The 15813-nt window shown below is 42.4% G+C and carries 30 protein-coding genes and 3 pseudogenes; 3 read left to right on the forward strand and 30 right to left on the reverse strand.

Features of this window, described 5'->3' with window-relative positions:
• The 3 genes and pseudogenes from ACTHUE_RS03855 to cas2 all read left to right on the forward strand — a co-directional run.
• On the forward strand, positions 1 to 238 hold a 238-nt coding region (locus ACTHUE_RS03855; protein WP_440423043.1), incomplete at its 5' end, for a hypothetical protein.
• A 65-nt stretch (positions 239 to 303) separates the two neighbouring features.
• Positions 304 to 1205 (forward strand): annotated as a pseudogene (gene cas1 / locus ACTHUE_RS03860) (type II CRISPR-associated endonuclease Cas1).
• A pseudogene (cas2, locus tag ACTHUE_RS03865) lies at positions 1198 to 1523 on the forward strand (CRISPR-associated endonuclease Cas2). Before cas1 ends, cas2 begins: the two co-directional pseudogenes overlap by 8 nt.
• 145 nt (positions 1524 to 1668) lie before the next feature.
• Here cas2 and rplQ read toward each other — a convergent pair.
• From rplQ to ACTHUE_RS04015, 30 genes and pseudogenes are all read right to left on the reverse strand, one after another.
• The gene (gene rplQ, locus ACTHUE_RS03870; RefSeq protein ID WP_039862272.1) at positions 1669 to 2043 is read right to left on the reverse strand and encodes a 50S ribosomal protein L17; all 375 of its coding nucleotides are present in this window, start codon (positions 2041 to 2043) and stop codon (positions 1669 to 1671) included.
• A 24-nt stretch (positions 2044 to 2067) separates the two neighbouring features.
• On the reverse strand, positions 2068 to 3054 hold the full coding sequence (locus ACTHUE_RS03875; RefSeq protein WP_003684706.1) for a DNA-directed RNA polymerase subunit alpha: 987 nt from the start codon (positions 3052 to 3054) through the stop codon (positions 2068 to 2070).
• A 25-nt stretch (positions 3055 to 3079) separates the two neighbouring features.
• Entirely contained in the window at positions 3080 to 3700 is a 621-nt protein-coding gene (gene rpsD / locus ACTHUE_RS03880) for a 30S ribosomal protein S4 (protein ID WP_003749296.1), read from the reverse strand.
• Between the two features lie 19 nt (positions 3701 to 3719).
• A complete protein-coding gene (gene rpsK, locus ACTHUE_RS03885; RefSeq protein WP_002216249.1) occupies positions 3720 to 4115 on the reverse strand; it encodes a 30S ribosomal protein S11 in 396 nt (131 codons plus the stop codon).
• 19 nt (positions 4116 to 4134) lie between these two features.
• Positions 4135 to 4497, reverse strand: coding sequence for a 30S ribosomal protein S13 (gene rpsM / locus ACTHUE_RS03890; protein WP_003749295.1), 363 nt, complete (start codon positions 4495 to 4497; stop codon positions 4135 to 4137).
• Between the two features lie 67 nt (positions 4498 to 4564).
• Complete coding sequence (gene rpmJ, locus ACTHUE_RS03895; protein WP_003697674.1) at positions 4565 to 4678, reverse strand: 50S ribosomal protein L36; 114 nt, start codon at positions 4676 to 4678, stop codon at positions 4565 to 4567.
• Between the two features lie 18 nt (positions 4679 to 4696).
• A complete protein-coding gene (infA, locus tag ACTHUE_RS03900) occupies positions 4697 to 4915 on the reverse strand; it encodes a translation initiation factor IF-1 (protein ID WP_003684714.1) in 219 nt (72 codons plus the stop codon).
• A gap of 4 nt (positions 4916 to 4919) precedes the next feature.
• Positions 4920 to 6233, reverse strand: coding sequence for a preprotein translocase subunit SecY (gene secY / locus ACTHUE_RS03905; protein ID WP_004520193.1), 1314 nt, complete (start codon positions 6231 to 6233; stop codon positions 4920 to 4922).
• A gap of 13 nt (positions 6234 to 6246) precedes the next feature.
• Entirely contained in the window at positions 6247 to 6681 is a 435-nt protein-coding gene (gene rplO / locus ACTHUE_RS03910; protein ID WP_004520192.1) for a 50S ribosomal protein L15, read from the reverse strand.
• Position 6682: 1 nt separating this feature from the next.
• Positions 6683 to 6868, reverse strand: coding sequence for a 50S ribosomal protein L30 (gene rpmD / locus ACTHUE_RS03915; RefSeq protein WP_003684808.1), 186 nt, complete (start codon positions 6866 to 6868; stop codon positions 6683 to 6685).
• Positions 6861 to 7379 carry a 30S ribosomal protein S5 gene (gene rpsE, locus ACTHUE_RS03920; RefSeq protein ID WP_003684704.1) on the reverse strand — a complete coding sequence of 173 codons (519 nt, stop codon included), beginning with the start codon at positions 7377 to 7379 and terminating at the stop codon, positions 6861 to 6863. The genes rpmD and rpsE overlap by 8 nt, the downstream gene beginning before the upstream one ends.
• Positions 7380 to 7396: 17 nt before the next feature.
• Entirely contained in the window at positions 7397 to 7750 is a 354-nt protein-coding gene (rplR, locus tag ACTHUE_RS03925; RefSeq protein WP_003749287.1) for a 50S ribosomal protein L18, read from the reverse strand.
• A 13-nt stretch (positions 7751 to 7763) separates the two neighbouring features.
• Positions 7764 to 8297, reverse strand: coding sequence for a 50S ribosomal protein L6 (gene rplF / locus ACTHUE_RS03930; protein WP_004464590.1), 534 nt, complete (start codon positions 8295 to 8297; stop codon positions 7764 to 7766).
• A 13-nt stretch (positions 8298 to 8310) separates the two neighbouring features.
• On the reverse strand, positions 8311 to 8703 hold the full coding sequence (gene rpsH / locus ACTHUE_RS03935) for a 30S ribosomal protein S8 (RefSeq protein WP_003684738.1): 393 nt from the start codon (positions 8701 to 8703) through the stop codon (positions 8311 to 8313).
• 14 nt (positions 8704 to 8717) lie between these two features.
• Positions 8718 to 9023 (reverse strand): 30S ribosomal protein S14, encoded by a 306-nt coding sequence (gene rpsN, locus ACTHUE_RS03940; RefSeq protein WP_003684736.1) that lies wholly within the window; start codon positions 9021 to 9023, stop codon positions 8718 to 8720.
• A gap of 2 nt (positions 9024 to 9025) precedes the next feature.
• The gene (gene rplE / locus ACTHUE_RS03945; RefSeq protein ID WP_003684750.1) at positions 9026 to 9565 is read right to left on the reverse strand and encodes a 50S ribosomal protein L5; all 540 of its coding nucleotides are present in this window, start codon (positions 9563 to 9565) and stop codon (positions 9026 to 9028) included.
• Positions 9566 to 9574: 9 nt separating this feature from the next.
• Positions 9575 to 9898 carry a 50S ribosomal protein L24 gene (gene rplX / locus ACTHUE_RS03950; protein ID WP_004520190.1) on the reverse strand — a complete coding sequence of 108 codons (324 nt, stop codon included), beginning with the start codon at positions 9896 to 9898 and terminating at the stop codon, positions 9575 to 9577.
• Positions 9899 to 9909: 11 nt separating this feature from the next.
• On the reverse strand, positions 9910 to 10278 hold the full coding sequence (rplN, locus tag ACTHUE_RS03955) for a 50S ribosomal protein L14 (RefSeq protein WP_002215434.1): 369 nt from the start codon (positions 10276 to 10278) through the stop codon (positions 9910 to 9912).
• 227 nt (positions 10279 to 10505) lie between these two features.
• A complete protein-coding gene (gene rpsQ, locus ACTHUE_RS03960) occupies positions 10506 to 10769 on the reverse strand; it encodes a 30S ribosomal protein S17 (RefSeq protein WP_003684766.1) in 264 nt (87 codons plus the stop codon).
• Positions 10769 to 10960, reverse strand: a complete 192-nt coding sequence (gene rpmC, locus ACTHUE_RS03965; RefSeq protein WP_003684705.1) for a 50S ribosomal protein L29 — start codon at positions 10958 to 10960, stop codon at positions 10769 to 10771. The genes rpsQ and rpmC overlap by 1 nt, the downstream gene beginning before the upstream one ends.
• Entirely contained in the window at positions 10960 to 11376 is a 417-nt protein-coding gene (gene rplP, locus ACTHUE_RS03970; protein ID WP_003684741.1) for a 50S ribosomal protein L16, read from the reverse strand. The genes rpmC and rplP overlap by 1 nt, the downstream gene beginning before the upstream one ends.
• Positions 11360 to 12052: a 30S ribosomal protein S3 gene (gene rpsC / locus ACTHUE_RS03975; protein ID WP_004520189.1), complete on the reverse strand. Its 693-nt coding sequence runs from the start codon at positions 12050 to 12052 to the stop codon at positions 11360 to 11362. Before rpsC ends, rplP begins: the two co-directional genes overlap by 17 nt.
• A 9-nt stretch (positions 12053 to 12061) precedes the next feature.
• Positions 12062 to 12391: a 50S ribosomal protein L22 gene (rplV, locus tag ACTHUE_RS03980; protein WP_003749277.1), complete on the reverse strand. Its 330-nt coding sequence runs from the start codon at positions 12389 to 12391 to the stop codon at positions 12062 to 12064.
• A gap of 8 nt (positions 12392 to 12399) precedes the next feature.
• Positions 12400 to 12678, reverse strand: coding sequence for a 30S ribosomal protein S19 (gene rpsS, locus ACTHUE_RS03985; protein WP_002215422.1), 279 nt, complete (start codon positions 12676 to 12678; stop codon positions 12400 to 12402).
• A gap of 5 nt (positions 12679 to 12683) precedes the next feature.
• On the reverse strand, positions 12684 to 13517 hold the full coding sequence (gene rplB, locus ACTHUE_RS03990) for a 50S ribosomal protein L2 (protein ID WP_003684813.1): 834 nt from the start codon (positions 13515 to 13517) through the stop codon (positions 12684 to 12686).
• A 5-nt stretch (positions 13518 to 13522) separates the two neighbouring features.
• A complete protein-coding gene (gene rplW, locus ACTHUE_RS03995; RefSeq protein ID WP_002243944.1) occupies positions 13523 to 13837 on the reverse strand; it encodes a 50S ribosomal protein L23 in 315 nt (104 codons plus the stop codon).
• A complete protein-coding gene (rplD, locus tag ACTHUE_RS04000; RefSeq protein ID WP_003684798.1) occupies positions 13834 to 14454 on the reverse strand; it encodes a 50S ribosomal protein L4 in 621 nt (206 codons plus the stop codon). Before rplD ends, rplW begins: the two co-directional genes overlap by 4 nt.
• Positions 14454 to 15098: a 50S ribosomal protein L3 gene (gene rplC / locus ACTHUE_RS04005; RefSeq protein WP_004520188.1), complete on the reverse strand. Its 645-nt coding sequence runs from the start codon at positions 15096 to 15098 to the stop codon at positions 14454 to 14456. Before rplC ends, rplD begins: the two co-directional genes overlap by 1 nt.
• Positions 15099 to 15350: 252 nt before the next feature.
• A complete protein-coding gene (gene rpsJ, locus ACTHUE_RS04010) occupies positions 15351 to 15662 on the reverse strand; it encodes a 30S ribosomal protein S10 (RefSeq protein ID WP_002642322.1) in 312 nt (103 codons plus the stop codon).
• A 17-nt stretch (positions 15663 to 15679) separates the two neighbouring features.
• Positions 15680 to 15813: pseudogene (locus tag ACTHUE_RS04015) on the reverse strand (hypothetical protein); the annotation flags it as partial.

A 15813-nucleotide genomic window follows, 5' to 3' on the forward strand; every position in this document is an offset into this window, starting at 1 on the left:
TTACGAATACTTCAACGGCAAAGACAACAGCCGCGAATGGCAGGAATTTAAAGCGCGTGTTGAAACCAGCCGTTTTCCTCGCAGTAAAAAACAACGGATTCTGCTGCAAAAATTCGACGAAGACGGCATATATCGAATCGGTGTCAAAACCGCCCTTTCATTCCCAAAATACCAAATCGACGAACTCGGCAAAGAAATCAGACCATGCCGTCTGAAAAAACGCCCACCTGTCCGTTAAATTAATCTATCCCTGTTTCAGACGGCCTGAAGCAGGGATTTTTTATAAAAAATAAGGGGAAAAACATGACTTGGCGCAGCCTGCTCATTCAAAACGGCGGTAAATTATCCTTACAACGCCGGCAACTGCTGATTCAACAAAACGGCGAGTCCCATACCGTACCATTAGAAGACATCGCCGTTATCATCATCGAAAACCGCGAAACCCTAATTACCGCCCCGCTCTTATCAGCCTTAGCCGATCATAGTGCAACCCTGCTGACATGTGATGAGCAATTCCTACCCTACGGACAATGGCTGCCTTATGCCCAATATCACCGCCAACTTAAAATCCTCAAGCTGCAACTGAATATAAGCGAACCCTTAAAAAAGCAACTCTGGCAACATATCGTCCGCCAAAAAATCCTAAATCAAGCATTTGTCGCAGACGAAACAGGCAATGATCTTGCAACCAAACGGCTGCGCACTTTGGCAGTCGAAGTCCGTTCAGGCGATACAGGAAACCGTGAAGCCCAAGCTGCCGCCCTCTACTTCCAAGCCCTCTTTGGGGAAAAGTTTACCCGTACGTCAATGCCGCATTGAACTACACCTACGCCGTACTCCGTGCAGCAGTAGCACGCGCCCTGACCTTATATGGTTGGTTGCCTGCATTAGGCTTGTTTCATAGGAGCGAACTAAATCCATTCAACCTCGCCGATGACTTTCTCGAACCCTTACGCCCATTGGCCGACCTGGTCGTTATACATTTGCATAAACAAGGCCGTCTGAAAACTGAACTGACACCCAACCTCAAACAAAACCTTATCAAGATCCTTCACTATCAAATCTGCATCGAACGGCAACATTTCAGCACCTTGGCTGCCATCGACAAAATGATTTCTTCATTTCAAGCCAGCGTAACTAACAAAAACGCTAAACAGCTGAAACTGCCCGAAATCTTGCCATTGAAAGAATACCAATATGAGTGAGGCTAAATTTATGAGGATTATCGTCTTCTTCGACCTACCTGTTACCACGGCGGCCAAGCGCAAAGCCGCCAATCAATTCCGCCAGTTCCTTTAAAAGATGGATACCAAATGCTCCAACTTTCCGTATACAGCCGTATTGTCAAAGGTCGAGATTCGTTGCAAAAACACCACAATAGGCTATGTGCAAACCTACCGCAAGAAGGCTCAATCCGCTGTTTGGAAGTAACAGAAAAGCAATATACCACCATGAAACTGCTGTTGGGAGAGCTGAAAATCCAAGAAAAAAGGGTAAATTCCGACCAACTATTATTATTTTAAGGCTGCTTTTTTAGACAAAATAAAACGGGAAACCCTTATAGAATAAGGGTTTCCCGTTGAAGTATTGTAGCACTGCGAAATGAGAAAGGGTCTATCCAAATAAAAAAGCACCACCTAAACAGGTAGTGCTTTCATATTAATTTGCTTATTCAGCAGAATCAGCTGCTTTATCAACCAATTCAACCAATGCCAAAGGAGCATTGTCGCCTTTACGGAAACCGTATTTCAGTACACGAATATAGCCGCCGTTACGAGCAGCAAAGCGTGGACCCAATTCGTCAAACAATTTAACTACAACATCACGATCGCGAGTGCGGTCAAAAGCCAAACGACGGTTTGCCAAAGAAGGTTTTTTACCCAAGGTAATCAAGGGCTCAACTACGCGGCGCAATTCTTTTGCTTTAGGCAAAGTTGTCACGATGGTTTCGTGAGTCAACAAGGAATTCGCCATATTGCGCAGCATCGCAGCACGGTGGCTGCTAGTACGGTTTAATTTGCGGTTGCCATTACGATGACGCATGTCATTATCCTTTAATCTTCAAACTTACGGCTTTTCTAAGCCTACAGGCGGCCAAGCTTCTAATTTGGAACCTAATGTCAGACCTTTAGAGGCCAACACTTCTTTGATCTCATTCAAAGATTTACGACCCAAATTAGGGGTCTTGAGAAGCTCGGTTTCAGTACGTTGAATCAAATCGCCAATATAGTAAATATCTTCAGCTTTCAGACAATTAGCTGAACGTACGGTTAATTCCAAATCATCTACAGGACGCAGCAAGATAGGATCGATAGGAGGTGCTTTTTCTTCAACCTCTTCAACCGGAGTACCTTGCAGATCTGCAAAAATAGACATTTGGTCAATTAAGATACGTGCGGCACTACGTACAGCTTCTTCTGGATCAATAGAACCATTGGTTTCAATATCCAAAACCAATTTATCCAAATCCGTGCGTTGCTCTACGCGTGCAGGTTCAACTTCAAAGCTAACACGACTGATGGGCGAAAAGCTCGCATCCAACTGAATCGCACCAATCTGTTTGTTCTCATCACGCAATACGCGACGGCCTGAAACAGACTGATAACCACGACCTTGCTCTACTTTAATTTCCATGTCGATTTGGCCATTGTCAGCCAAGTGGCAAATAACATGTTCAGGATTGATGATTTCCACATCGTGTGGCAAATCAATATCACCGGCTACAACTGCACCGGCACCTGTTTTCTTCAAAGTCAACTGAACTTGGTTACGACCGTGAAGCTTGAATACGATACCTTTAATGTTCAAGAGAACGTCAACAACATCCTCCTGAACACCATCAATAGTAGAGTATTCGTGCAATACGCCAGAAATAACTACTTCAGTTGGGGCAAAGCCATTCATGGATGACAGTAAGATACGACGCAAAGCATTACCTAAAGTATGACCAAAACCACGCTCAAATGGCTGCATAGACACCTTAGCTCGAGTAGAAGACAAGGTATCTACATCGATTTGACGAGGTTTCAAAAATTCGGTTGTGCTATTTTGCATTTAACTGTCCCTCATTGAGCTAGCATTATTTAGAGTAGAACTCTACCACCAGCTGTTCATTAATATCGCCAGACAATTCTGAGCGATCCGGCATATTTTTGAATACACCTTCCAATTTGTCGGCATCAACAGATACCCAGCTTGGCAAGCCAATTTGAGTAGCCAAGCTCAATGCCTCTTGGATACGTACTTGTTTCTTAGCTTTTTCACGAACAGCTACAACATCGCCTGCTTTAACTTGGAAAGAAGGGATATTAACAACCTGACCGTTTACAACGATAGCTTTATGAGAAACCAATTGACGTGCTTCAGCGCGGGTAGAGCCAAAACCCATACGATAAACGACATTATCCAAACGGGACTCCAGCAATTGCAACAGCAATTCACCGGTAGAACCTTTACGACGATCAGCTTCCGCAAAGTAACGACGGAATTGGCGTTCTAACACACCATAAATACGACGGATTTTTTGTTTTTCACGCAATTGCAAACCGTAGTCTGACAAACGTGGTTTTTTCGCACCGTGCTGACCAGGTGCAGAATCCATTTTACATTTTGAATCCAAAGAGCGACGTGCACTCTTCAAAAACAGATCCGTACCTTCGCGACGTGCTAATTTACATTTAGGGCCAATATAACGTGCCATGTTTTAAATCACTCCAATATTAAATACGACGTTTTTTAGGCGGACGGCAACCGTTATGAGGCAACGGGGTAACGTCAGTAATGCTGGTAATCTTGAAACCAAGAGCGTTTAAAGCACGTACAGAAGATTCGCGACCAGGGCCAGGGCCTTTAATGCGGACTTCTAAATTTTTAACGCCATACTCTTGGGCAACTTTACCAGCTGCTTCTGCTGCAACTTGTGCTGCAAATGGTGTACTTTTACGAGAACCTTTAAAACCAGCGCCGCCAGAGGTAGCCCAAGACAATGCATTGCCTTGACGGTCAGTGATTGTAATGATGGTATTGTTGAAAGATGCATGAACGTGCACAATACCTTCGCTTACGGTTTTACGTACTTTTTTACGTACACGCGAAGCTGTGTTTGCTTTAGCCATTAATCAAATTCCTTAAAATTTATTTCTTACCGGCAATCGCTTTGCGCGGACCTTTACGGGTACGAGCATTTGTGCGAGTGCGTTGACCACGACAAGGCAAGCCACGACGATGACGGAAGCCGCGATAGCAACCCATATCCATCAGTCGTTTAATGCTCATCGTTACTTCACGACGCAAATCGCCTTCAACTTCATATTTAGCAACTTGCTCACGCAAAGCGTCTAATTGAGCCTCGTCCAAATCTTTTGCTTTAGTAGTAGGAGCAATATTTGCTGCCTCACAAATCAATTTAGCACGAGTCGCACCAATACCATAAATAGCCTGAAGGCCAATTACGATATGGGCATTATTAGGGATATTTACCCCTGCAATACGAGCCATATTTTTTCCTTTTTAGGGCAAAGTATGTCACTATACCACAAAATCAATAGTTAAGAAAACTAGCTTCTTAACCTTGACGTTGTTTGTGACGTGGGTCAGTACAAATTACGCGAACTACACGATTACGACGAATAATCTTGCAATTGCGACAAATTTTCTTTACAGAAGGTTGTACACGCATTTTATTTCCTTTTATCGTTTATCTTGCTCGGAAAACAATCCGAGCACGGGTTAAATCATAAGGAGTTAATTCAACTGTTACCTTATCACCTGGAGAAATACGGATATAGTGCATTCGCATTTTTCCAGAGATATGACCAAGTACTACATGATCATTTTCCAGTTTTACTTTAAACGTTGCATTGGGCAAAGTCTCAAGGATTTCACCCTGCATCTGTATGGTATCTTCTTTAGCCATAAGCCTACTTACGTGATAAAGATTTCATATCTGGACGACTCATCAAATCTTCATACTGACTGCTCATTACGTAGGAATTGATTTGCGTCCTAAAATCCATTGTAACGACAACCAAGATAAGCAAAGATGTTCCGCCTAAATAGAAAGGTACATTCAATGCTGTCGTTAAAAATTCAGGTATCAGACAGATTGTAGTGATATACAAAGCACCAAATAATGTTAGTCTCAGTACAACTTTTTCCAAATATCTAGAAGTTTGCTCACCTGGGCGAATACCAGGTACAAATGCACCACTTTTCTTCAAATTCTCAGCCATTTCTTTAGGGCTAAATACTAAAGCAGTATAGAAATAGCAGAAGAAGATAATAGTTGTTGCAAACAATCCAATATACAAAGGCTGTCCGTGTTGCAGCATTGCAGCAACCTTATGAAGAACAGAATTCGTACTATTTGAACCAAACCAACCTAAAAGTGTAGATGGAAATAAAATAATACTGGAAGCAAAAATAGGAGGAATAACACCTGCCATATTTAGCTTGAACGGCATATGAATGCTTTGTCCCGGCATTATTCCAGAGCCAAACTGTCTTTTAGCATAATGCACAGGAACTTTACGCTGAGCACTCTCAAAATAAACTACAGCATAGATCAACAGCAAAATACCAATCACAATTGATACCGCCATCAACATACTCATAGAGCCTTGTTCAGTCAAAGTTAATAACCGAACAATACCGGATGGGATACCCGATACAATGCCTGCTGTAATAATTAAAGAAATACCATTACCAATACCACGCTCGGTAATTTGCTCCCCTAACCACATCAGAAACATAGTACCTGTAACCAAACAGACCACTGTAGAAATATGAAACTCAAGCGAACTCGTTACAACAACACCTTGTTGATAAACAAATGTTGCAACACCAAAGCTTTGCAATACAGCCAATAATACCGTCCCATACCTAGTATATTTCGTAATTATTTTCCTACCAGCCTCACCTTCCTTCTTTAAAGCTTTTAAAGAAGGAACAATTTCAGAAGCAAGCTGAACAATAATCGACGATGAAATATAAGGCATGATACCAATTGCAAATATACTAAAGCGCTCCAACGAACCACCCGAGAACATATTTAACATTCCGAATATGCCGTTTGCAGCGCCTTCGTATAACTTAGCTAATGCAACAGCATCTACGCCCGGTACCGGTATATGAGCACCAATACGGAAAACGACTAAAGCACCTAAAAGGAACACCAGACGTTTTTTCAGATCACCAAATTTGGATAATCCTGATAAAGATTGTTGATTAGCCACTGTAGTGCAAGCCTTATTCTTCTACTTTACCACCGGCAGCTTCAATAGCAGCTTTAGCACCTTTAGTAGCTTTTACACCTTTCAAGGTAACTGCTTTTGAGATTTCACCAGAAGCAATAACTTTTACATTAGAAGCAGTTGCAGGAATCAGACCAGCTTGTTTAAGAACCAAGACATCAATCTCGTTCACAGCAATCAGATTCAATTCACTCAAACGAACTTCAGCATTAGCGGCCGCAGTCAAAGATTTGAAACCACGTTTCGGCAGACGACGTTGCAAAGGCATTTGACCGCCTTCAAAACCTACCTTGTGGAAGCCACCAGAACGGCTTTTTTGACCTTTATGACCACGACCACCTGTCTTACCCAAGCCGCTACCAATACCACGGCCTACACGACGACTAGCGTGAGTAGCACCCTCAGCAGGTTGAATAGTATTCAAAAACATATTAAGACTCCACTTTCAACAAGTAGCTGATTTTATTGATCATGCCACGGTTTTCAGGGGTATCCAAAACCTCTACAGTATGTTCACGACGGCGCAAACCTAAACCGCGAGCACATGCACGATGAGATTCAATTGTACCGATCAGGCTCTTAACCAATGTAACTTTAATCTTTTTTTGCTCAGTCATGGTTAGCTCCCAAAATATCTTCTACTGTCAAGCCACGTTTAGCAGCAATATCAGCAGGGGTATACAATTTAGACAAACCGTCTAATGTAGCGCGTACAATATTGTAAGGATTAGTAGAACCATGTACTTTAGCTGAAATGTTATGAATACCCATAGCATCAAATACTAAACGCATTGGACCACCAGCTTTCACACCGCTACCTTCTTTAGCAGGTTGCATAAATACCTTAGTAGCACCATGACGACCAATAACTTCATGATGAATAGTACCGTTTTTCAAAGGTACTTTAATCATAGAGCGTCGAGCTTGATCCATTGCTTTTTGAACAGCAACTGGTACTTCTTTTGATTTACCTTTGCCCATACCGATGCGACCATCACCATCACCAACAACAGTCAGTGCAGAGAAAGCCATGATACGGCCACCTTTAACTACTTTAGTCACGCGATTAACTGCGACCATCTTTTCAATCAGGCCGTCACCGCGTTCTTCAATTTCATGTTTTGCCATCTGAAAGTCTCCAAATATTAGAAGCTTAAACCATTTTCACGTGCAGCTTCAGCCAAAGCTTTCACACGACCGTGATATTGGAAACCTGAACGGTCAAAAGCAACTTTTTCAACACCCACTGCTTTAGCTTTTTCAGCAATACGCTTACCAACTACAGCTGCTGCTTCAACGTTACTACCTGATTTCAGGCTACTACGTACTTCAGCTTCCAATGTAGAGGCTTGAGCCAATACTTTATCACCTTCAGCACTAATTACTTGAGCATAAATATGATTATTGCTGCGGAACACACATAATCTTACCATTTTCAAGTCCGCAATACGCGCACGGGTTTTGCGTGCACGACGGAGTCGGGTTGTATGTTTATCCATTAGTGAACCTCAATTATTTTTTCTTGGCTTCTTTCATCACTACTACTTCACCCACATAACGAACACCTTTACCTTTATAAGGCTCAGGAGAACGGAATGCACGAATTTCAGCAGCGACTTGGCCAACCACTTGTTTATCTGCACCAGTCAAAACGATTTCTGTTTGGCTAGGAGTTTGAACAGAAACACCTTCAGGCATTTCGTATACGATTGGATGAGAGAAACCCAAAGACAAGTTCAAAACTTTGCCCTGAGCTTGGGCACGATAACCCACACCAATCAATTGAAGTTTTTTCTCAAAACCTTCAGAAACACCCTTAACCATGTTATTAACCAATGCACGAGCAGTACCAGACATAGCATTAGCCTGTTTACTGTCATTTTTTGCAGCAAAAGTCAATTTACCATCGTTCAGTTCAATAGCAACATCGGAATGCAAAGGAAAAGACAATTCGCCGTTTTTACCTTTGATAACCAATGCATCTGTTCCGAATTTTACTTCTACACCAGCAGGAACAGTCACTGGGTTTTTTGCGACGCGTGACATTTACTTTTCTCCACTAGGCTACGATGCACAACAACTCACCACCAACACCCTCAGAACGGGCTTTGCGATCAGTCATTACACCTTTAGAAGTACTAACAATAGCGACACCCAGGCCATTCATTACGCTAGGGATCTCACTTGATGCTTTGTAAATACGCAAACCTGGACGTGAAACACGTTTAATTTGCTCAATCACAGGACGACCTGCATAGTATTTCAATTGAATTTCCAATACCGGTTTTGCATCAGCAGAAACCGCAAAATCCTCGATATAACCTTCTTCTTTCAGAACTTTTGCAATTGCACATTTCAGTTTAGAAGAAGGCATGGCAACTGCTGCTTTATTAGCACGTTGCGCATTGCGAATACGAGTCAACATATCGGAAATAGGATCATGCATACTCATTATTTATACTCCTATTACCAGCTAGCTTTAACAACACCAGGGATCTCGCCACGCATAGCGATTTCACGGATTTTAATACGGCCCAAACCAAATTTACGGAAAGTGCCACGAGGACGACCTGTTAAAGCACAACGACGACGTTGACGTACAGGTGCTGCATTACGAGGAATGGATTGAAATTTCAAACGTGCCTCAAAACGTTCTTCTTCAGTCGCATTAGCATCATTAATAACAGCGAAAATTGCCTCACGTTTAGCTGCAAACTTTTTCGCCAATGCTTGACGTTTCAGCTCACGATTAATAAGTGCTTTCTTAGCCATGATTATCCTTTAAACGGAAACTTGAACAGTGACAACAAAGCTTTCGCTTCTTCATCAGTTTTTGCAGTAGTTGTAATAGTAATATTCAAACCACGCAAAGCATCGATTTTATCGTATTCAATTTCCGGGAAAATAATTTGCTCACGAACGCCCATATTGTAATTGCCACGACCATCAAATGATTTACCGCTTACACCGCGGAAGTCACGTACGCGAGGCAATGCAATAGTAATCAAACGATCTAAGAATTCAAACATTTGATCACGACGCAATGTTACTTTGCAACCAACTGGATAGTTATCACGGATTTTAAAACCTGCGATAGATTTACGAGCAACAGTAACAACTGGTTTTTGACCAGCAATTTTCTCTAAATCAGAAACAGCATGCTCCATTACTTTTTTATCAGCAACAGCTTCACCTACACCCATATTTAAGGTGATTTTTTCAATACGTGGAACTTCCATTACTGATTTGTAACCAAATTGTTTAACCAATTCAGGAACAACTGTATCTTTATAAAACTCTCTCAAACGAGCCATGTTATCTCCTTATGCTCCAATGATAGAGCCATTTGATTTGAAGAAACGAACGCGTTTAACTTTGCCTTCATTTTCAATCAGCTTAATACCAACACGGTCTGCTTTATTAGTTTCCGGATTCAGGATTGCAATATTAGAAATATCTAAAGGCATTTCTTTAGCAATAATGCCACCCTCAATACCACGCATTGGATTAGGTTTTTGATGGCGTTTTACAACATTAACACCCTCAACAACAACTTTATCACCCAATACTCGAACTACTTGACCTTGCTTACCTTTATCTTTACCGGTAATCACTACAACCTGATCGCCTTTAATGATTTTATTCATCGCGCTATTCCTTATAATACTTCAGGCGCCAATGAAACGATTTTCATAAATCGCTCAGTACGCAATTCACGGGTTACCGGACCAAAAATACGGGTACCCAGAGGTTCAAGTTTATTATTCAACAACACAGCAGCATTGTTATCGAATTTAATTAACGCACCATCAGGACGACGCACACCTTTAGCAGTACGAACAACTACCGCATTGTATACATCACCTTTTTTGACACGACCACGCGGGGCTGCATCTTTAACTGCAACTTTAATAATGTCGCCAACAGAAGCGTAGCGACGCTTAGATCCGCCTAATACTTTGATGCACATTACGCGACGCGCACCAGAGTTATCAGCCACATCTAAGATGGTCTGCATTTGAATCATATTAGTACCTTTAAATTAACCAACTTAATTTACCACTTTCATATAACTCGCACCTTACTTTAAGCTGCTTATTAAATGAAACCATCACGGTTCTAGTAAACCAGTCTTGGATCCCGAAGGGAGAGAAACTTCCATAAGAAGCTGGAAGATAAGAAACGAAGTTTACACGCAAATTAACTTTGCTGCAAGACTTCGTTTCTTATTAAGCTGCATTACTGTGTTTTAAATCAAACAGTACGGGCTTTCTCAACCAATTCCTTTACAACCCAAGACTTGGTTTTTGACAAAGGACGAGATTCCTCGATTACCACTACATCACCAATGCCATATTGATTGTTTTCATCATGGGCATGGATTTTAGTTGATAAACGAATAATTTTACCGTACAGAGGGTGTTTAACCTTACGTTCAACCAATACTGTAACAGTTTTGTCCATTTTGTCGCTTACCACTTTGCCTTGCAAAGTACGAACATTTTTAGCTTCGCTCATTACTTAGCACCTTTTTCAGTTAAAATGGTTTTAATACGAGCAATATCGCGACGTACACGTTTCAACTCGCTAGATTTACCCAACTGACCGGTTGCATTTTGCATGCGTAAGCCAAACTGAGCTTTCAACAAGTCCAACAAATCAGAGTTTAATTGCTCAATAGATTTGTCTTTCAATTCATTTGCTTTCATTATTGACCCACCTGTCTTACTACAAAGGTTGTAGGAATAGGCAATTTGGCAGCGGCCAATTCAAATGCTTCACGAGCCAAAGACTCAGGAACACCGTCCATTTCGTACAATACTTTGCCTGGTTTAACTTCAGCAATGTAATATTCCACATTACCTTTACCGCCACCCATACGAACTTGGATAGGTTTTTCAGTAATTGGTTTATCAGGGAATACACGAATCCAAATACGACCGCCACGTTTAATATGACGAGTCATAGTACGACGAGCAGCTTCGATTTGGCGGGCAGTCAAACGACCACGACCTACGGCTTTCAAACCGAACTCACCGAAACTTACTTTGTTACCGCGAGTAGCAATACCGGTATTACGACCTTTTTGTTGCTTGCGATATTTCAGTCTAGTTGGCTGCAGCATTACGTCCACCTGCCTTTCTTTGTTTCTTCTCATGCTCAGGTTTAGAAGATTTAATATTACCTTCTGTATAAACCCAAACTTTCAGACCCAGTACACCATAAGTAGTGTGCGCTTCGCTAGTTGCATAATCTACGTTCGCACGCAAAGTATGCAAAGGCACACGACCTTCACGGTACCATTCGCTACGAGCGATATCAGCACCATTCAGACGACCTGAAGTCATGATCTTGATGCCTTTAGCACCAGAACGCATTGCATTTTGCATTGCACGTTTCATAGCGCGACGGAATTGAACACGTTTTTCAAGCTGCTGGGCAATACCATCAGCAATGATTTGTGCATCCAATTCAGGACGACGAATCTCTTCAATATTTACATGAACAGGCACACCCATCAGAGTTTGCAAGTCACGCTTCAAGATTTCAATATCCTCACCTTTTTTACCAATAACCACACCTGGACGAGCAGAGTGAATAGTAATACGTGCAGATTTAGCAGGACGCTCGATCACTACGCGACCAACTGAAGCATTAGCCAGTTTTTTACGCAAGTAGTTACGAACATCAATATCTTGTTTCAAAACAGTAGAAAAGTCGGTGCTTTTAGCAAACCATTTTGAAGACCAGTCTTTAGTTACCGCCAGGCGAAAGCCTGTAGGGTTAATCTTTTGTCCCATAGCTTTTCCTTAGTTGCCCACTGTCACGTTAATATGACAAGTTTGTTTCTCGATGCGGTTACCGCGACCTTTGGCACGAGCTTGAAAACGTTTCAAGCTTGGACCTTTGTCAACAAAGATAGTTACCACTTTCAGTTCGTCAATGTCTGCACCATTGTTGTGTTCGGCATTGGCGATTGCTGATTCCAATACTTTTTTAATCAGCTCAGCACCTTTTTTAGGGCTGAATGCCAAGATATTCAAAGCTTGGGCAACGTCTTTACCACGAATCAAATCAGCTACCAAACGAGCTTTTTGAGCTGAAATACGGGCGTTTTTATGTTGTGCACTTACTCTCATGATTCACCTTATTTCTTTTTAGCCTTTTTATCGGCCAAGTGGCCTTTAAAGGTACGGGTCAATGAGAACTCACCTAATTTATGACCAACCATGTTGTCACTGATAAACACAGGCACGTGAGTGCGACCGTTGTGTACAGCGATAGTCAGACCAATGAAATCAGGCAAAATGGTAGAACGACGTGACCAAGTTTTAATTGGGCGTTTGTCGTTGCTTGCACGAGCAGCATCTACTTTTTTCAGCAAATGCAGGTCTACATATGGGCCTTTTTTTAATGAACGAGCCATACTAATTAACCTTTATTTGAGTAACGACGACGAACAATCATGTTATCCGTGCGTTTGTTATTACGAGTGCGGTAGCCCTTAGCAGGAGTACCCCATGGGCTAACCGGTTCGCGAGCTTCACCAGTACGGCCTTCACCACCACCATGCGGGTGATCAACAGGGTTCATTACAACACCACGAACGGTCGGACGAATACCACGCCAGCGGTTAGCACCAGCTTTACCGATTTTTTTGAGGCTTTGTTCTTCGTTACCAACTTCACCGATAGTTGCACGGCAATTTACGCTAATTTTGCGTACTTCACCAGAACGCAAACGAACTTGAGCGTAAGCACCTTCTTTTGCAAGCAATACCGCAGAAGCACCAGCAGAACGCGCAATTTGCGCACCTTTACCTGGTTTCATTTCGATACAGTGAATAGTTGTACCAACAGGAATATTGCGGATCGGCAAAGTGTTACCTACTTTGATAGCAGCCTCAGCACCGGAAACCAATACTGCACCGGCTTGAATACCACGAGGAGCAATGATGTAGCGACGCTCACCATCTGCATAGCACAACAGTGCGATAAATGCAGTACGGTTAGGGTCATATTCGATACGCTCTACTTTTGCAGGGATACCGTCTTTGTTACGTTTAAAATCTACAACGCGGTAATGATGTTTATGGCCACCACCTTTATGACGGGTAGTGATATGACCATTGTTGTTACGACCGGCAGTAGAATTTTTCTTTTCTAGCAGAGGTGCATAAGGTGCACCTTTGTGCAAACCTTCTGTTACCACGCGAACCATGCCGCGACGGCCTGCAGAGGTCGGCTTCATTTTAACGATTGCCATTTTGTTTATTCCTTATCTGCAGCTGCAGCAGCGGCTTCCAAATCCAACTCTTGACCGGCAGCCAAGCTTACATAAGCCTTTTTAACATCGCTGCGACGACCTAAAGTGCGACCAAAACGTTTAACTTTACCTTTAATGGTAACAGTAGTAACGTCTGCAACTTGAACGCCGAACAGCAGCTCAACAGCCGCTTTAATTTCAGGTTTTGTTGCATTTGCCAAAACTTTAAACGTCATTTGGTTACGTTTTTCAGCCAATACGTTGCTTTTTTCAGAAACGATAGGTGCCAAGATTACTTGAGTCAAACGTTGTTGATTCATACCCATTGCTCCTCTAATTGTGCAACTGCATCTTTAGTGATAACGACTTTTTTGTAACGCAGCAAGCTGTAAGGATCAACTTGTTGAGCTTCCAAAACCAATACGTTAGGCAAGTTGCGTGAAGCCAAGTAAACATTCTCGTCGAGCTGTTTAGTTACAAACAGAACTTGCTCCAAACCCAAATTTTTCACTTGTTCAGCAAAAACTTTGGTTTTAGGAGTTTCAGCAGTCAATGCTTCGATTGCAAACAAACGTTCATCACGAGCCAATTGGGACAAAATAGTCGCCATACCGGCACGGTACATTTTACGGTTCACTTTTTGAGTGAAGTTTTCGTCAGGTTTGTTTGGGAATGCACGACCACCTTTACGCCACAGCGGAGAAGAAGTCATACCGGAACGAGCACGACCGGTACCTTTTTGGCGCCATGGTTTTTTAGTAGAGTGGTTTACTTCGGCACGAGTCTTTTGAGCACGATTACCAGAACGGGCATTTGCCAAGTAAGCAGTAACCAGTTGGTGAACCAGAGCTTCATTGTATTCACGAGCAAACAAAGCATCAGAAACAGCCAAGCTGCCAGATACTTGTCCTTTAGCGTCAATTACTTTCAATTCCATTACGCACCTACTTTCACGCTAGGACGAACCACGACGTCGCTGTTAACCGAACCCGGAACAGCACCTTTAACCAACAAGAGTTGGCGTTCAGCATCAACACGCACAACTTCCAATTTTTGAACAGTTGCTTTAGTGTTACCGTATTGACCTGCCATACGTTTACCAGGGAACACGCGACCAGGGTCTTGTGCCATACCGATAGAACCAGGAACACGGTGAGAACGGGAGTTACCGTGGGAAGTACGTTGAGCACCGAAGTTATGACGTTTGATCGTACCAGAGAAACCTTTACCTTTAGAGGTACCGGTTACATCTACCAATTGACCAACTTCAAACATAGAAACGGTAATTTCATCACCGACTTTTAATTCAGCCAGCTTTTCTTCAGTCAAAGCAAACTCAACCAAACCGCGACCAGCTTCAACACTCGCTTTAGCAAAGTGACCGGCTTCAGTTTTGTTGACACGATTAGCTTTTTTCTGACCAAAGGTAACTTGTACAGCAGTGTAGCCGTCAGTATCTTTGGATTTCACTTGTGTAACGCGGTTGGCAGACATATCCAAAACAGTTACCGGAACAGAAACACCCTGTTCGTCGAACACGCGAGTCATACCAACTTTGCGTCCAACCAGACCTAAAGTCATGATTATTTTCCTTTTAAGTAAAGGGGCGGGCTACGATTGGCCTGCCTTTCAGACAAAGTTAAACTTGATACGGATGTACCAAGTCCACCATTATAATTGACAAATCAAAGAAATATCAACAAAAATTTCAATTTAACTTCTTAAAACCATCATTTTTTTCGGATGAAGCGTTGCCAAATGTCTGACAATTTTCAGACGGCCTAAGAATTCTATAAAAAAACCGAACAGCCAAGCTGTTCGGTTTTTCAGTTCTTATTGAACTTTAATTTCTACATCCACACCCGCTGGAAGATCCAGTTTCATCAGTGCATCAGTAGTTTTGTCAGTCCAGTCCACGATGTCCATCAGACGCAAGTGGGTACGGATTTCCAATTGTTCACGAGAAGTTTTATTCACGTGAGGAGAACGCAAGATGTTGAAACGTTCGATTTTAGTTGGCAAAGGAATCGGACCTTTAACAACAGCGCCAGTACGTTTGGCAGTTTCAACGATTTCTTGCGCAGAACGGTCAATCAGACTGTAATCATAAGCTTTCAGGCGGATACGGATTTTTTGGTTTGCCATTTATCAATATCCCTCAATTAAGCAATTACAGAAGAAACCACACCCGCACCTACGGTACGACCACCTTCGCGAATCGCAAAGCGCAGACCTTCTTCCATAGCGATAGGCGCAATCAGTTCTACAGTAATGGTTACGTTCTCACCTGGCATTA

The organism is Neisseria sp. P0021.S005 (genome assembly GCF_051956955.1).

Excerpts from the sequence above, each read along its gene's own strand:
- rplQ (WP_039862272.1), bottom strand. The coding sequence starts at position 2,043 with ATGCGTCATCGTAATGGCAACCGCAAATTAAACCGTACTAGCAGCCAC.
- ACTHUE_RS03875 (WP_003684706.1), bottom strand. The coding sequence starts at position 3,054 with ATGCAAAATAGCACAACCGAATTTTTGAAACCTCGTCAAATCGATGTA.
- rpsD (WP_003749296.1), bottom strand. The coding sequence starts at position 3,700 with ATGGCACGTTATATTGGCCCTAAATGTAAATTAGCACGTCGCGAAGGT.
- rpsK (WP_002216249.1), bottom strand. The coding sequence starts at position 4,115 with ATGGCTAAAGCAAACACAGCTTCGCGTGTACGTAAAAAAGTACGTAAA.
- rpsM (WP_003749295.1), bottom strand. The coding sequence starts at position 4,497 with ATGGCTCGTATTGCAGGGGTAAATATCCCTAATAATGCCCATATCGTA.
- rpmJ (WP_003697674.1), bottom strand. The coding sequence starts at position 4,678 with ATGCGTGTACAACCTTCTGTAAAGAAAATTTGTCGCAATTGCAAGATT.
- infA (WP_003684714.1), bottom strand. The coding sequence starts at position 4,915 with ATGGCTAAAGAAGATACCATACAGATGCAGGGTGAAATCCTTGAGACT.
- rplO (WP_004520192.1), bottom strand. The coding sequence starts at position 6,681 with ATGTTTTTGAATACTATTCAACCTGCTGAGGGTGCTACTCACGCTAGT.
- rpmD (WP_003684808.1), bottom strand. The coding sequence starts at position 6,868 with ATGACTGAGCAAAAAAAGATTAAAGTTACATTGGTTAAGAGCCTGATC.
- rpsE (WP_003684704.1), bottom strand. The coding sequence starts at position 7,379 with ATGGCAAAACATGAAATTGAAGAACGCGGTGACGGCCTGATTGAAAAG.
- rplR (WP_003749287.1), bottom strand. The coding sequence starts at position 7,750 with ATGGATAAACATACAACCCGACTCCGTCGTGCACGCAAAACCCGTGCG.
- rplF (WP_004464590.1), bottom strand. The coding sequence starts at position 8,297 with ATGTCACGCGTCGCAAAAAACCCAGTGACTGTTCCTGCTGGTGTAGAA.
- rpsH (WP_003684738.1), bottom strand. The coding sequence starts at position 8,703 with ATGAGTATGCATGATCCTATTTCCGATATGTTGACTCGTATTCGCAAT.
- rpsN (WP_003684736.1), bottom strand. The coding sequence starts at position 9,023 with ATGGCTAAGAAAGCACTTATTAATCGTGAGCTGAAACGTCAAGCATTG.
- rplE (WP_003684750.1), bottom strand. The coding sequence starts at position 9,565 with ATGGCTCGTTTGAGAGAGTTTTATAAAGATACAGTTGTTCCTGAATTG.
- rplX (WP_004520190.1), bottom strand. The coding sequence starts at position 9,898 with ATGAATAAAATCATTAAAGGCGATCAGGTTGTAGTGATTACCGGTAAA.
- rplN (WP_002215434.1), bottom strand. The coding sequence starts at position 10,278 with ATGATTCAAATGCAGACCATCTTAGATGTGGCTGATAACTCTGGTGCG.
- rpsQ (WP_003684766.1), bottom strand. The coding sequence starts at position 10,769 with ATGAGCGAAGCTAAAAATGTTCGTACTTTGCAAGGCAAAGTGGTAAGC.
- rpmC (WP_003684705.1), bottom strand. The coding sequence starts at position 10,960 with ATGAAAGCAAATGAATTGAAAGACAAATCTATTGAGCAATTAAACTCT.
- rplP (WP_003684741.1), bottom strand. The coding sequence starts at position 11,376 with ATGCTGCAGCCAACTAGACTGAAATATCGCAAGCAACAAAAAGGTCGT.
- rpsC (WP_004520189.1), bottom strand. The coding sequence starts at position 12,052 with ATGGGACAAAAGATTAACCCTACAGGCTTTCGCCTGGCGGTAACTAAA.
- rplV (WP_003749277.1), bottom strand. The coding sequence starts at position 12,391 with ATGAGAGTAAGTGCACAACATAAAAACGCCCGTATTTCAGCTCAAAAA.
- rpsS (WP_002215422.1), bottom strand. The coding sequence starts at position 12,678 with ATGGCTCGTTCATTAAAAAAAGGCCCATATGTAGACCTGCATTTGCTG.
- rplB (WP_003684813.1), bottom strand. The coding sequence starts at position 13,517 with ATGGCAATCGTTAAAATGAAGCCGACCTCTGCAGGCCGTCGCGGCATG.
- rplW (WP_002243944.1), bottom strand. The coding sequence starts at position 13,837 with ATGAATCAACAACGTTTGACTCAAGTAATCTTGGCACCTATCGTTTCT.
- rplD (WP_003684798.1), bottom strand. The coding sequence starts at position 14,454 with ATGGAATTGAAAGTAATTGACGCTAAAGGACAAGTATCTGGCAGCTTG.
- rplC (WP_004520188.1), bottom strand. The coding sequence starts at position 15,098 with ATGACTTTAGGTCTGGTTGGACGCAAAGTTGGTATGACTCGCGTGTTC.
- rpsJ (WP_002642322.1), bottom strand. The coding sequence starts at position 15,662 with ATGGCAAACCAAAAAATCCGTATCCGCCTGAAAGCTTATGATTACAGT.